The organism is Fusobacterium massiliense, assembly GCF_900095705.1.
GTDB classification, from domain to species: domain Bacteria; phylum Fusobacteriota; class Fusobacteriia; order Fusobacteriales; family Fusobacteriaceae; genus Fusobacterium; species Fusobacterium massiliense.
On sequence record NZ_LT608324.1, the window covers coordinates 1 to 14,110 of the forward strand.

Here is a 14,110-nt window from a genome sequence, read left to right on the forward strand (position 1 = left end):
TATACTCCTTAGAAAGGAGGTGATCCATCCGCACGTTCCCGTACGGATACCTTGTTACGACTTCACCCCAATCGCTAATCACACCCTCGGAGCATCCCTCCTTACGGTTAGGCCTGCTACTTCAGGTGCAACCAACTCTCGTGGTGTGACGGGCGGTGTGTACAAGACCCGAGAACGTATTCACCGCAACATAGCTGATTTGCGATTACTAGCGATTCCAACTTCATGTACTCGAGTTGCAGAGTACAATCCGAACTAAGAATAGTTTTCTGAGATTAGCTCCCCCTCGCAGGTTTGCGACTCTCTGTACTACCCATTGTAGCACGTGTGTAGCCCAGCGTATAAGGGGCATGATGACTTGACGTCATCCCCACCTTCCTCCTGCTCATCGCAGGCAGTATCGCATGAGTCCCCAACTTAATGATGGTAACATACGAAAGGGGTTGCGCTCGTTGCGGGACTTAACCCAACATCTCACGACACGAGCTGACGACAGCCATGCACCACCTGTCTTTAGGTTTCCCCGAAGGGACACTGACATATCTCTACGTCATTCCTAAGATGTCAAACGCTGGTAAGGTTCCTCGCGTTGCGTCGAATTAAACCACATGCTCCACCGCTTGTGCGGGTCCCCGTCAATTCCTTTGAGTTTCATACTTGCGTACGTACTCCCCAGGCGGATTACTTATCGCGTTAGCTTGGGCGCTGAGGTTCGACCCCCAACACCTAGTAATCATCGTTTACAGCGTGGACTACCAGGGTATCTAATCCTGTTTGCTACCCACGCTTTCGCGCTTTAGCGTCAGTATCTGTCCAGTAAGCTGGCTTCCCCATCGGCATTCCTACAAATATCTACGAATTTCACCTCTACACTTGTAGTTCCGCTTACCTCTCCAGTACTCTAGTTAACCAGTTTCCAACGCAATACGGAGTTGAGCTCCGCATTTTCACATCAGACTTAATTAACCGCCTAGACGCGCTTTACGCCCAATAAATCCGGATAACGCTTGTGACATACGTATTACCGCGGCTGCTGGCACGTATTTAGCCGTCACTTCTTCTGTTGGTACCGTCACTTTCTTCTTCCCAACTGAAAGCACTTTACATTCCGAAAAACTTCATCGTGCACACAGAATTGCTGGATCAGACTTTTGGTCCATTGTCCAATATTCCCCACTGCTGCCTCCCGTAGGAGTAAGGGCCGTGTCTCAGTCCCCTTGTGGCCGTTCACCCTCTCAGGCCGGCTACCCATCATCGCCTTGGTGAGCCGTTACCTCTCCAACTAGCTAATGGGACGCAAAGCTCTCTCACAGCGCATATAGCTTTCATAATCAAATGATGCCATTCGATCATAATATTCGGTATTAGCATTCGTTTCCAAATGTTGTCCCAAACTGTGAGGCAAGTTCTTTACGCGTTACTCACCCGTCCGCCACCCAAACCGAAGTTCAAGTAGACTTGCATGTGTTAAGCATTCTGTCAGCGTTCATCCTGAGCCAGGATCAAACTCTTCGTTCAATCTTTTTTAAAGCTCATTTGCTTTTTTTGTTTACACCAAATTTATGGTTGCTTTTTGTCTTTTCTCTATTCTGTTGTTAATGTCCTTTGTCATATCGACTTCCATAATGATATCACTCTTTATGGTTTATGTCAATATTTTTTTTACTTTTTTTCACTTTTTTTCTTTATTGTTTTTTTCTTTTTTAATTTCAATATTTTTTACTTTTTTTTAATAAATAAATAATTTTATTTTTTTATATAGATTATAAAAGTAAAAAGCCGTACCCAATAGCACGGCTTTGATTACTAAGATTTAAAAACTATTTTTGAGTTACAGTAACTACTGCTTCTTTAAGGTCACCTAAAGTAAAGTTTCCTTCTTCACCTTTGATATGGATTTCATTTCCATTTTCATCAGCATATCTTTCACCGTCAGCAGATTCAGCTGCTTTTAATTCATATGCAGTTCCTGCTTCATCAGTTACAGTTGCAACACCGTCAGCGATTGATACAGTGAATACCTTTCCATCTTCAGTTTTAGCTTCATAAGTTACTGCAGTTGCTTCTGCTGGTGCAGCTGCTTCTGCTGCTGGTTGTTCAGCAGGTTTTTCCTCAGTTTTTTGTCCACAAGCTACTAAAAATAAACTCATAGCTAGTGCTAACATAGCAAATTTTTTCATCTTTATAATCCCTCCTTGATTTTATTTCGTTATAATACATCATTTTTTTCTAAAAATCAAGCTTTTTTTTATTTTTTTTAAAATTTTATTTATGTTTGTTTTTTGAATTTTTTAATTTCTTTTTTATGCTATGTTTGTTTTTAAAACACTTTTATTCTTTTTGAATTAACTCTTTAAATAAGCTTGATAAAAAAAATGAATATTTTATATTTTATTAATATATTAAAGAAATTTAACTTTAGTAATTATTTACTATAAAAATATATCAAAATACAAACATAATAAAATACAAACATAATAAAGAATTCTTACATTTTATCTTTTATTTCTGCCAACTTTTAACATAAATATAGAAATAAGAATTAACACTACACTTATCACATGAGGAGCTCTAAATCCAAAAAACATTAAATCTTCTGCCCTAAAGAAACTTACAAGAACTCTATTTATCGAATAGATTATAATATACCACCACCATAAATAACCAACCGGTCTATTTTCTTTTTTTCTAAGAACAAACCAAATTATGAAAAACCCAATCAAATTTAAGACTAATTCATAAAGCATAGCAGGGTGTAATGCTAAATTTGAAAACTCACTTCCTGCTGGAGAACTCACTGGAAATACAACCCCCCATGGAACTAAGTCTTTAAAAGAACTTTTCTCTGTAACAGATAATCCTAGATAATAATTATACCATTCATAAAACTTTGGTTTCAAATTAAATATTACAGAAAGAGGTGTGAAAGTTGGAACACCGTGAACTTCTCCATTCATAAAATTTCCTATTCTACCTATAGCCTGTCCTAAAATAAAAGGTGCAGCTGCAAAATCTCCTAATTTTAGGGGATTTATCTTTTTTATTTTTCCATATATTACTGTTCCAATAATTCCACCAATAATTCCACCGTGTATAGCCATTCCACCATGCCAAACAGCTGGTATTTCAGCCGGATATTGTAAATAATGGTTTAAATTGAATAAAACATAATATATTCTACCTCCAATAAGTCCAGATATAATGGCTACAAAAGCATAATTCTCAATCAATTCTGAATTAAAACCTTCATCTTTTGCCATCTTTTTAGCTATAGATATTCCTGTTATAAAAGCTATGGCATACATAAGCCCATAGTAATGTATTTCAAAATTTCCTATTTTCAAAAGTATTGGATTCATCTAATTTCTCCTTTTTTATATACTTAACCACATTTGAATTATTGAAAATACTATAATGCCTTCAATAAAAAACAGTGTTCTCTCTCTGTAATTTTTTAACAAATAATTTATTCCTTTAGAAAATATCACCAAACCTGCCCCTACTCCTAAGGCTAAAACTATCAATGGAATAAATATTATATAATTTTTATCTTTTAATGCTAAAGATAAAGAAGATATTAAATAAACTACATTATAATATTCTCCAAGCATCATCAACAAAAGTGAACCAGATATTCCAGGTATTATCATAGCCCCTGCTGCAACAAGTCCACAGAAAAACAATTTTATTAAATATGAAGTTGCAAAGTTAGTGTTTTCTACAAGTTGAATAGTTACAGCTCCTGTTGTTTTATCTCCAAATTTTAAACTTAAAAATATAAACACTATCATAATTATTGCACCATATATAAAAGAAAGTATATTTTTTCTTTTCTTATAATCTAGACCTTTTACAATATAAGGTATAGATGGCAATATAAGTAATGTAAATACTCCAACTGTTATTTTTGGAAAATTAGTTATGGAGTATTTTATTAAATTTGCAAACAAGAATATTCCTGTCCCTGCTCCAATTAAAACTACCAACAAATAAAGAAAATAAGAAACTTTAGTCTTCCTATCTACCAAGAAAAAATTTCCTATTTTTTCTGTTATTGGGTCATATACATTAAGCATAACAGCTAAAGTTCCACCTGACACTCCTGGAATAATATTTGCTATCCCTATAATAATTGATTTCAAAAAAAGTAATAACATTAATCAAAACTCCTTATCTTTTAAAAATTCTTTTTATTCTCAATGGAGATATAGCTATTAAAAGCTCAAGCATACTACAACCTGTCTTAGCTTTTATTTCATTTGGTCTATGATATATTTGAACAGGGTCTCCAACATTTACTCTATCATCTACTTCTATAAAAGAATAGTCCATAGTTACTTGAGATACAGTGTATTCTTTTTTATTTATTAAGCAAACTGTATGTAAATTTGCCTTTAAAAAACCATCTCCATATCCTAATTTTATTTTAGCTATTTTTTGTGTACTAGTATTTAAACTATCTAAGCCTTCGTAAGCTATATATTTTAACTCATCAACATAGCTAACTGAAGCAACTCTCCCCATAAGACCTGTAAAAACCGGCTTTAACTCCATATCATAAAAACCTGCCTCTTGAAGTCCATACATAAGCATCCCAGTTCTTAAATGAGTTACAATTTCACAGTCATAATTAAAAATTCCAGCCGCATTTTGTAAATGTATCATTTGAAAATTTGCTTTTCCAAAACTATTTACAAGCTCAGTAAATTTTTTAATCAATTCTAAGCCATCATCATAACTAGATGAAAAAAGATGTGAATATATTCCCATAAATTTTAAACTATTATATTTAACAATTTGTTTTACTTCATCAACTTCTTCATATTTTATCCCATTTCTTCCATAACCAAAGTCTATTTTTAATGATAATCTCTCACTATCTATTTTATTAGCCAAGAAATCTTTTAAATCTTTTATATTGTTTACACTAGGACATATTTGCTTATATTTATTTATAATTTCAATATCTTCAACACTTTCTAAGACTAAAATTCTAAAATCTTCGATAGAATATTCTTTTAAATACTCTATAACAGATATTGCTTCTGAAAATCTAGCTGTTGCCCATGTTTTTATTCCAAAATCATATAGTGCTTTTGAAATTTGAAGTATATCATGCCCATACGCATTTGCTTTTATAATTGGTAACAATTCTTTTCCTCTATAATTTTTTAAATAATTAATATTTGAATATAAAGCCTTTTTATCTAATTCCATATAAAATGAAGTATCCATTTTCAATCCTCCGGTAAATTTACTAATTATTTTATCTTAGTATTATATCATAGATTAATAAATTTTATTAGTTTTATATCCTCTTGTATTATTCCATATTTACTGATAAAATGAAAGCTGTCTAAAAATATAAAAATATGAAAAGGAGTTTTATTATGAATGTTAATGATGTACTTGCAGCTCTAGGCGTTGTATTAAATGGTATACCTCAAGCTTTACTCGCTGCATCTTATGGTTTTTCTTCTGTTCCGACGGCTTTTGGTTTTATACTTGGAGCAGCAGCTTGTTTGTTTTACGGTTCTGCTATTCCAATTTCATTCCAGGCAGAAACTATAGCACTTGCTGGAATTTTAGGTAAAGATATTAGAGAAAGATTATCTATAATATTTTTCTCTGGGGTTACTATGGCACTTTTAGGAATAACTGGATTTTTATCTTCCATTGTTAATTTTGCAGGTGAAAATATAATAAATGCAATGATGGCTGGTGTTGGGCTTATGCTAACTAGAATTTCTTTACAAGGTTTAAAAGAAAGTAAGGTTGTAACAGCCTCATCAATTTTTTCAGCTTTCATTACTTATTTTTTCTTTGGACAAAATTTAGTTTATACTATAGTTGTTTGTGTGATTTTTTCTAGCTTAGTTGCCAATATATTTAAAATTAATTTTGGTGGTGGAATTATAGAAAATTATAAAAAAATTGAAATAAAAAAACCTATAATTAACTTAAATGTAATAAGAGGAGCTTTAGCTTTAGCTTGTTTGACTATAGGAGCAAATATTGCTTTTGGTAATATTACAGCCTCTATGACAGGTAAATATACTGCAAACATAGACCAATTAACTATTTATTCTGGACTTGCAGATGCAGTATCTTCTTTATTTGGTGGAGGTCCTGTTGAAGCTATAATTTCAGCTACTGCTGCTGCCCCTAATCCTTTATTAAGTGGTGTCTTAATGATGTTAATTATGGCTACTATACTATTCTTTGGTCTATTACCAAAAATTAGTAAATATATTCCTGGACACTCAGTTCATGGATTTTTATTTATACTAGGAGCTGTTGTTACTGTGCCAACTAACACTGCTATGGCTTTTTCAACTGGAAGTCCTCAAGACTACATTGTAGCTGCAACTGCTATGGCTGTAACTGCTGCAAATGACCCTTTTATTGGATTACTTGTAGCTCTTATTGTTAAATATATATTTGTTTTATTCTAATTAGGGAGGAAAATAAAAATGGATTATTACACTTTGAAAATTGGAGATTTAGAAAGAAAATTACCTATTATAAAATTATCAGAAGACTTATCAATAGCAAGTTTTGTTATTTTAGGAGATACTGAAATTGTAGAAAAAACTGCTCCTTTAATAGCAGAAAAATTACCTAAAATTGATTATATAGTTACAGCTGAAGCTAAGGGAGTTCCTTTAGCCTATGAAATTTCTAAAATTTTAAATCTAAAATCATATATAGTGGCAAGAAAAAGCGTAAAAGCATATATGAAAGATGTAATTGAAGCTGAGGTTAATTCTATTACAACAACTAATCCACAAAAAATGTATTTAAATGGAGAAGATGCTGAAAAAATTAAAGGTAAAAATATAGCTTTAGTAGATGATGTAATTTCAACAGGTGAGTCTCTTTCAACTATCGAATATCTTGTCAAAAAAGCTGGAGGAAATGTGGTTGCTAAAGCAGCAATACTTGCAGAGGGAGATGCTAAAAATAGAAAAGACATCATTTTTCTACAAGAATTACCTTTATTTTAAATAATTTAGATTTTTAAACTAAATAAAGTCTCTTGATAGCCGTATGAGTTCTACGAGTTCAATAAACACAGACTCTTCAAACTAATACGGATATCAGAGACTATTTTTTATGATTTTTTTATATTTAATTATTAAAAATACCTAAAATTTAATAATACAACTTATCTTTTTTTAAATGAAATATACAATTATTTATTAACTATCTCATCAATCCAATCAAATAGTTCTTCAAGGTCATAATCTCCACCATGTCCTTGTCCCCAAGGAGAAAAGAAATCAACTTTTTTACCTATATTTTTTAATTTTAAAGATAAAATTACAGGTATAGCTAAAGATGTATCCTTATCTATAATTCCATGTCTAATTCTCCAATATTTAGGAGACTCAGGATTTTCTATGTAATTCATTGGATTCATTAATTTTATAATATTTGAATCAGCTTTCTCTTCTGAAAATTTTTCTTTATAAAAATTAGCAAAATGCTTATTATCCACTATCTTAGTTCCAAAAAGATTATTTTCTCCAGAATCTAAATTAAAGGAATCAAAAGCTGGAGGTGTTTTCATTCTATCTCCTGATTTTATAAATTTATCCCAATCAGCTGATACAACTTTTGAATTTTCAAATATTAAATATTTTTCATTTTTCAAGTCTTTTCCCTCAGATATTGCTTTATTAGCTGAATCTTTTAACACAGTTGACAAATAATTTTTAAAACTTCCATTTCCTTCTTCATCTAAATATAAAGTATTTCCATTTTCATCTTTTAAAGAAAGATTATTTAAATAAATTGAAAAAAGCGGTTTTAGAGTATTTGAAATTTCTATTTCATTTTTATTTAATTCACCCTTTTGAATAGAACGTTTAAGACTTCTATCATTGAATTCCTCAGAGCTCGTATTTCTTGTTATAATCATTTTTGAATAATTATTTATACCATTAAATTGCCATTCATATGCTATGTCTGCATTTTCTAAATTTGTAATAGGACAATATGATGAAACTGCATAGATATCATCTCTCCCTTCAACTGCTCCAATTTCATCTAAATATTTATTATAATCTTTAGAATTAGCACTAGCTCCTAAAAGAGCTGATAGAGCTCCTCCTGCACTTGTTCCATTTGAAATAATTTTTTCTGCATTACCCGGCATATCTTTATCATTGTAATGTAAATATCTTACTACTGCTTTTAAGTCTACTATACCTGCAGGAGCTTTTCCGGTATATAAACCTTCTTTATCTGTCAATGTTCTACCTCTTAATGCAGGAGAAACTACAACATATCCTTTTGATAAAGCATATAAAATAGAATTTGGACTCCCATCTTTTTTTAAATCAGGTTTTTCTATTTTACCCGGCATATATCCCCCAACAGAATTAGGTAAAAATATCGGAGCCGTTTCCGAGTTATATTTTCCTATGCTCTCATTTTTAAAATATTCTTCAGGAATATATACATTCATACTTTGATAAGCTATATCAACAGGTTTAGCAACATAAATTATATTTTCAAAAGAACAATATTTTATATTTTTCCCATTTATACTAGCTTCCTTTATTAAATAATTATTCTTATCAAATTTTAACTTACTATTGATAGAAATTTCTTTCTCTTGTGAAAATAATAAAGTTGAAAAAAGATTAAAAAATAAAAATAGATTTAATTTTCTCATAAAAAAATTCCTCCTAAAATAATATAAAAATAATTTATTACAATTGATTTAATATTAATAAATAAAAAATTGTTCCAAGCAAAATTGATAGCATCAAATTTCTTTTCAAAACTTGTAATATAGTTAAAACAATTAAAGTTAAAATCTCTGGTATACCATATGGATAAATAGAGAATTTTACTGTACTAAAACAGAAGCAAAACAAAATTGCCATTAATGAGAATGGCAAGTATTTTTCATAATATTTTAAAATATTAGGTAAATCTCTTTTCGAAAAGATAATATGAGGTAAAGTTCTTGTAATTATAATGCTAAGAGCAATAACTAAAATAATTATAAAAATTTCTAAGCTACTATACATTAAATTTTACCCCCTTTGTTTGTAGCTAATTTTTTCTTAAGTAAAAGTAAAGCTAACATTGAAAAAATTATTGCTAGTAATATAAAATTATTCCCTACTAACAAAAATGCAGCAACAGAACAAAATAATCCTACTGTTGTCGGTACATAAGATTTATCAAGCAATAATTGTGACAACATAACTAAAAAGAAAAACTCAGTTATTACATAATCTATTCCTGGAATAGATATTGAAATAAAGCCTCCGACTGTACATCCTAAAACCCAACTAGCATAAGCTATAAATGCTATCCATAGCATTGTTTTTGTTCTATTTAAATAATTAGGTATTTTGGAACTTGTAAAGACTGAATAAACTTCATCTGTAAGTGTCAAAACTAAAAAAATATATTTTAAACAAGATTCTTTCTTTATTTTTTTAAATTCATCTATATGTGTCAAGCCATAAAAAATATACCTTGAGTTTACAAATAGTGAAATTAAAAATATACTAAATAAAGGTGTATGATTTTTTAAAAATCCCACCATTAATATTTGAATAGAACCCCCATATATTAAAAGTGCTGATAAAAAAGACCATAATGGTCCATATCCAACTTCTTTCATTAGTATACCAAAAGCAACACCTATAAATATATAAGCAAAACTTATAGGAAGTACTTTTTTCATTGCAAATTTAAATTCTTCCATAAAACACCCCAACAATAAATATTAATGGCGTTTATTATATCATATATTTAAAAAACAATAAAAAATATATTTTAAAAATTTTTAACAAATTTTATAAAATAAATAAAGTCTCTTGACAGCCATATGAGTTCTACAAGCTCAATGAACACAGGCTCTTCGAACTAATATGGACATCAGAGACTAATTTTTATTTTTTAATTTTATACTTTTCTATAGATTAAAATTAATAAAATTTAAATCCCTTTTGTTTGTTTTATTCGGTAGTCTAATTCAATAAAATCTATTATTCTAGCTTGTCTATGAAATTCTTTTCCTTGATAAAATAATATTACTACTGGAGAAGAATACAAATTTAACTGTCCCACTGCTTCTGGCATTGTTTCTGCTTGAATATAGTAAGCTGGATAGTTATTTTCATCAATTATTTCTTTAACTTTTGGAAAATCTACTTCACATACAGAACAATTTTCTGTTTTTATATATAATAAAAATTTTTCTTCTGTCTTAATTTTATCTAATAGCTCACTGTAATTTTTTATTCTATTCATTAAAATTCTCCTTTTCTATCTTTTATATAAGAAAAATACAATTGCTATTAAATGTAGAATAGCAGCAATATCTATAAATATATGCCATATTGTATGATAGTATTTTTTATAATCTTTCATAAAAAAATAAGTTCCTATCGAATACATAAGTCCACCAAGAATAATTAATATTAAAAAAACTAAATTTGCTTTTTTTACTAAAGTTGGAAAGAAAAATATGGCAATCCAACCCATGACTAAATAAAGAGTTAAACTTAATTTTGGCATACTTTTGGTTGATATTGATTTATATAAAACACCAATCAAAACTATTATCCACTGTATAATAACTATTAAAATCCCTTTCCAACCACCAATAATTACTAAAGCTACCGGTGTATAACTTCCAGCAATTGCCACATATATAAAAATATGGTCAAGCACTCTAAATACGACTTTATGTGAACTATTGTATTCCATTGCATGATACAAAGTTGAACTCATAAACATTAAAAAAAGCGAAATTAAAAATATACTTATCCCAGTAGCTTCTGTGTATCCACCATGAGAATATCCCCAAATACTTCCAATAGGAAGTAAAACTAAAGTTGCAACAGCCATTATTCCATGACTTATTACATTTGCAAGTTCTTCTGAAAAAGAAAGTTTTCTATCTAAATCCATAAAAATACATCCCCTACTTTATTAATTATTTCATCTATATTTATCATATTTATAATCTATAAATATTAATGTGACTTATTATATCATATATAGAAAAAAATGTTATAATAATAAGAAGGTTTTAAAATGCCATAATACTATATGAGATTTAGGAGGCTAATATATGAAATTATTAAATATACAAATAAAAAATTGGCAACTATTTTCAAATATAAGACTAGAATTAAAAGATTTTTTAGTTTTTACTGGAAATTTTAATAGTGGGAAATCTGCATTTTTTAAGGCTATGCTTTTCTTTTTTCAAGTTTGTAGTTTACATAAAGACGACATTAAAGATATAACTAAAGATGTTGAAATAAGTGGAACTTTTAAAAATGATAATGGAGATTTATTTAATTTAAAACTCACAAGAAAATTTAATGAAAAAGAAAAGTATTATATAAATAACAATATATCTAAAAAATCCGAATCTAGTTGGCACGAGATAACAGAAAAAGAATATAAAAAGTACATTTCAAAAATATCTTTATTCTACATACCTGCTAACTTAGATTTAGAACAACTAAAATACTTGTTAAACAAGCTTTTTGAAAGAAAAGGCTTAGAAAAATATATAAATTTTTATCATACATTTAATTCAGCGATAAAAGAAAAAATAAGTTTTAGTTATTACAGACATTTATTGATAGATTTATTGAATGAAGTTAGTTCTAATGAAAATAATAATTTTTGGGAAAATTGTATTCTTTTATGGGAAAAGCCTGAATTTTACTTAACTCCTCAAGAAGAAAGAGAATGTTATGAAATACTATTAAAAAATTCTCATTTAAATTTAATGATTCTCGTTTCAACAACTTCTAGTAGATTTATAGAACTTAACAATTATCATTCTCTATGCCTATTTAGAAAAACTAATAATGATATTGAAATTTTTCAATATCAAGGTAAACTTTTTTCTGGAGATGAGATAACAAATTTTAATATGAATTATTGGATTAATCCAGATAGAAGTGAAATATTTTTTGCTAAAAAAGTAATATTAGTTGAAGGACAAACAGATAAAATTGTACTTTCATATCTAGCAAAAAAATTAAAAATTTATAATTATAGCTATTCTATTATAGAATGTGGTAGTAAAAGTACTATACCACAATTTATAAGGCTTTTAAATGCTTTTAAGATACCATATGTTGCTGTCTATGATAAAGATAATCACTACTGGAGAAATGAAAGTGAACTATTTAACTCTAATCAAAAAAATATTTTAATTCAAAAAACAATTAAAAGAAATTTAGGTAGTTTTATAGAATTTGAAAATGATATTGAAGAAGAAATTTATCACGAAAGCAGAGAAAGAAAGAACTATAAGAACAAACCTTTCTTTGCCTTAGAAACAGTTGTTGATGAAAATTATAAAATACCTATAAATCTAGAAAAAAAGCTTCGAAAAATTTTTGAATAATTTTATACTTATTTTTCTTGTAATTTCCTGTAAAATATTATAGAATAAAACTTATTATTTATTATTTATTTTTTATTCTATAAGTAAAATCTCTTGACGTCCGTATGAGTTCTACGAGCTCAATGAACACAAGCTCTTCGAACTAATATGGATGTCAGAGACTAATTTTCATTATTTGATTTTATACTTTCCTATAGAATAAAATTAGTCTCTAACAACGACTATCAAGAAATTTTATTTAGGAGGAGTTAAGTGAATAGTATAGGAAGCATAGAAAAAAAAGCATTAATTGCTTTAACAATTCCAATATTTTTAGAATTACTATTAGTGACTATTGTTGGAAATATAGATACTTTAATGTTGGGTTATTATAGTGATAAAGCTGTTGGAACTATCGGAGGAATAACTCAACTTTTAAATATTCAGAATGTTATATTTAGTTTTATCAATATGGCTACTTCTATTTTAATTGCCCAATTCTTAGGTGCTAAAGATCATAAAAGAGTCAAGCAAGTAATAAGTGTATCTATTGTATTAAATATCAGTTTGGGAATTATCTTAGGAGGAATTTATTTATTTTTTTGGAAAATTCTACTACAAAAAATTAATCTTCCTGAAGAACTTATCAGTATAGGAAAAAATTATTTTCAAATGGTTGGAGGTCTTTGTATTTTCCAAGGAATAATACTATCTTGTGGAGCTATACTTAAAAGTCATGGTAGAGCCACTGAAACTTTAATTATAAATGTAGGAGTAAATATCTTAAATATTATTGGAAATAGTTTATTTATATTTGGTTGGCTAGGATTCCCTATTTTAGGACCTACAGGTGTTGGAATTTCAACAATTATATCCAGAGCCATTGGTTGTATTGTAGCCTATTATATAATGTGTAAGTACTGTAATTTCACATTTAAAAAATCTTTTTTGAAACCTTTCCCTTTTAAAATTATAAAAAATATTTTATCTATTGGCTTACCAACTGCTGGGGAAAATTTGACTTGGAATATAGGACAACTACTTGTTGTAGCTATGGTAAATACAATGGGAACAGAAATAATAGCTGCCCGTACCTATTTAATGCTTATTAGTAGTTTTATAATGACTTTATCTATAGCTTTAGGTCAAGGAACTGCAATACAGATTGGTCATTTAGTAGGAGCTGGTAAAAATCATGAAGTTTATAATAAATGTCTAAAAAGTGTAAAAATTGCATTTATTTTTGCTTTTGTTACAACTACAATTGTTTGTATATTTAGAACTCCTATTATGCATATATTTACAACTAATCCTAAAATATTAGAAGCTTCTCTAAAAATATTTCCTTTTATGATATTTTTAGAAATGGGAAGAGTATTTAATATAGTTATTATTAACTCATTACATGCTGCAGGAGATATAAAGTTTCCTATGATAATGGGAATGACTTGTGTTTTTGCTGTTGCTGTATCTTTATCTTATTTATTTGGAATTTCATTTGGTTGGGGACTGATTGGAATATGGATAGCCAATGCTAGTGATGAGTGGATAAGAGGACTTGCAATGTATTTTAGATGGAAGAGTAAAAAATGGCAAAATAAAAGCTTTGTTTAAAAATTCTATTTCTCACAAAACTAAATTTAATATAGAAGTTAGTCTCTGACGTCCGTATTAGTTCGAAGAGCCTGTGTTCATTGAGCTCGTAGAACTCATACGGCTGTCAAG

Annotated in this window: 13 protein-coding genes and 1 rRNA gene; 4 read left to right on the plus strand and 10 right to left on the minus strand. The window is 29.0% G+C overall.

Annotation, left to right across the window (positions count from 1 at the left end; all coding sequences use genetic code 11):
• Positions 1–12: 12 nt before the first annotated feature.
• The 5 genes from BQ2505_RS00035 to BQ2505_RS00055 all read right to left on the minus strand — a co-directional run bounded on the left by BQ2505_RS00035 (position 13) and on the right by BQ2505_RS00055 (position 5,235).
• A 16S ribosomal RNA gene (locus tag BQ2505_RS00035) occupies positions 13–1,518 on the minus strand.
• A gap of 302 nt (positions 1,519–1,820) precedes the next feature.
• Positions 1,821–2,180 carry an MliC family protein gene (locus BQ2505_RS00040; protein ID WP_074015792.1) on the minus strand — a complete coding sequence of 120 codons (360 nt, stop codon included), beginning with the start codon at positions 2,178–2,180 and terminating at the stop codon, positions 1,821–1,823.
• A gap of 315 nt (positions 2,181–2,495) precedes the next feature.
• Entirely contained in the window at positions 2,496–3,359 is an 864-nt protein-coding gene (gene lgt / locus BQ2505_RS00045) for a prolipoprotein diacylglyceryl transferase (RefSeq protein WP_074015793.1), read from the minus strand.
• A gap of 15 nt (positions 3,360–3,374) precedes the next feature.
• On the minus strand, positions 3,375–4,157 hold the full coding sequence (locus tag BQ2505_RS00050) for a DUF368 domain-containing protein (RefSeq protein WP_074015794.1): 783 nt from the start codon (positions 4,155–4,157) through the stop codon (positions 3,375–3,377).
• A gap of 13 nt (positions 4,158–4,170) precedes the next feature.
• Entirely contained in the window at positions 4,171–5,235 is a 1,065-nt protein-coding gene (locus BQ2505_RS00055; protein ID WP_074015795.1) for an alanine racemase, read from the minus strand.
• 155 nt (positions 5,236–5,390) lie between these two features.
• Here BQ2505_RS00055 and BQ2505_RS00060 point away from each other — a divergent pair, with 155 nt between their 5' ends.
• The gene (locus BQ2505_RS00060) at positions 5,391–6,455 is read left to right on the plus strand and encodes an NCS2 family permease (RefSeq protein WP_074015796.1); all 1,065 of its coding nucleotides are present in this window, start codon (positions 5,391–5,393) and stop codon (positions 6,453–6,455) included.
• Between the two features lie 18 nt (positions 6,456–6,473).
• On the plus strand, positions 6,474–7,007 hold the full coding sequence (locus tag BQ2505_RS00065) for a phosphoribosyltransferase family protein (protein ID WP_074015797.1): 534 nt from the start codon (positions 6,474–6,476) through the stop codon (positions 7,005–7,007).
• A gap of 188 nt (positions 7,008–7,195) precedes the next feature.
• On the opposite strand, the gene BQ2505_RS00070 is transcribed toward BQ2505_RS00065, so the two are convergent.
• From BQ2505_RS00070 to trhA, 5 genes are all read right to left on the minus strand, one after another.
• Positions 7,196–8,683, minus strand: coding sequence for a subtype B tannase (locus tag BQ2505_RS00070; protein ID WP_074015798.1), 1,488 nt, complete (start codon positions 8,681–8,683; stop codon positions 7,196–7,198).
• A gap of 37 nt (positions 8,684–8,720) precedes the next feature.
• A complete protein-coding gene (locus BQ2505_RS00075) occupies positions 8,721–9,044 on the minus strand; it encodes a branched-chain amino acid transporter permease (protein WP_074015799.1) in 324 nt (107 codons plus the stop codon).
• Positions 9,044–9,733 carry an AzlC family ABC transporter permease gene (locus BQ2505_RS00080; protein ID WP_074015800.1) on the minus strand — a complete coding sequence of 230 codons (690 nt, stop codon included), beginning with the start codon at positions 9,731–9,733 and terminating at the stop codon, positions 9,044–9,046. The genes BQ2505_RS00075 and BQ2505_RS00080 overlap by 1 nt, the downstream gene beginning before the upstream one ends.
• 233 nt (positions 9,734–9,966) lie before the next feature.
• Positions 9,967–10,281 (minus strand): thioredoxin family protein, encoded by a 315-nt coding sequence (locus BQ2505_RS00085; RefSeq protein WP_074015801.1) that lies wholly within the window; start codon positions 10,279–10,281, stop codon positions 9,967–9,969.
• 15 nt (positions 10,282–10,296) lie between these two features.
• A complete protein-coding gene (gene trhA / locus BQ2505_RS00090; RefSeq protein ID WP_074015802.1) occupies positions 10,297–10,944 on the minus strand; it encodes a PAQR family membrane homeostasis protein TrhA in 648 nt (215 codons plus the stop codon).
• Positions 10,945–11,107: 163 nt separating this feature from the next.
• Here trhA and BQ2505_RS00095 point away from each other — a divergent pair, with 163 nt between their 5' ends.
• Both BQ2505_RS00095 and BQ2505_RS00100 read left to right on the plus strand, forming a co-directional pair.
• Positions 11,108–12,406, plus strand: coding sequence for an ATP-dependent nuclease (locus tag BQ2505_RS00095; RefSeq protein ID WP_074015803.1), 1,299 nt, complete (start codon positions 11,108–11,110; stop codon positions 12,404–12,406).
• 252 nt (positions 12,407–12,658) lie between these two features.
• Positions 12,659–13,999, plus strand: a complete 1,341-nt coding sequence (locus tag BQ2505_RS00100) for an MATE family efflux transporter (RefSeq protein WP_074015804.1) — start codon at positions 12,659–12,661, stop codon at positions 13,997–13,999.
• Positions 14,000–14,110: the final 111 nt, after the last annotated feature.

Excerpts from the sequence above, each read along its gene's own strand:
- BQ2505_RS00040 (WP_074015792.1), bottom strand. The coding sequence starts at position 2,180 with ATGAAAAAATTTGCTATGTTAGCACTAGCTATGAGTTTATTTTTAGTA.
- lgt (WP_074015793.1), bottom strand. The coding sequence starts at position 3,359 with ATGAATCCAATACTTTTGAAAATAGGAAATTTTGAAATACATTACTAT.
- BQ2505_RS00050 (WP_074015794.1), bottom strand. The coding sequence starts at position 4,157 with ATGTTATTACTTTTTTTGAAATCAATTATTATAGGGATAGCAAATATT.
- BQ2505_RS00055 (WP_074015795.1), bottom strand. The coding sequence starts at position 5,235 with ATGGATACTTCATTTTATATGGAATTAGATAAAAAGGCTTTATATTCA.
- BQ2505_RS00060 (WP_074015796.1), top strand. The coding sequence starts at position 5,391 with ATGAATGTTAATGATGTACTTGCAGCTCTAGGCGTTGTATTAAATGGT.
- BQ2505_RS00065 (WP_074015797.1), top strand. The coding sequence starts at position 6,474 with ATGGATTATTACACTTTGAAAATTGGAGATTTAGAAAGAAAATTACCT.
- BQ2505_RS00070 (WP_074015798.1), bottom strand. The coding sequence starts at position 8,683 with ATGAGAAAATTAAATCTATTTTTATTTTTTAATCTTTTTTCAACTTTA.
- BQ2505_RS00075 (WP_074015799.1), bottom strand. The coding sequence starts at position 9,044 with ATGTATAGTAGCTTAGAAATTTTTATAATTATTTTAGTTATTGCTCTT.
- BQ2505_RS00080 (WP_074015800.1), bottom strand. The coding sequence starts at position 9,733 with ATGGAAGAATTTAAATTTGCAATGAAAAAAGTACTTCCTATAAGTTTT.
- BQ2505_RS00085 (WP_074015801.1), bottom strand. The coding sequence starts at position 10,281 with ATGAATAGAATAAAAAATTACAGTGAGCTATTAGATAAAATTAAGACA.
- trhA (WP_074015802.1), bottom strand. The coding sequence starts at position 10,944 with ATGGATTTAGATAGAAAACTTTCTTTTTCAGAAGAACTTGCAAATGTA.
- BQ2505_RS00095 (WP_074015803.1), top strand. The coding sequence starts at position 11,108 with ATGAAATTATTAAATATACAAATAAAAAATTGGCAACTATTTTCAAAT.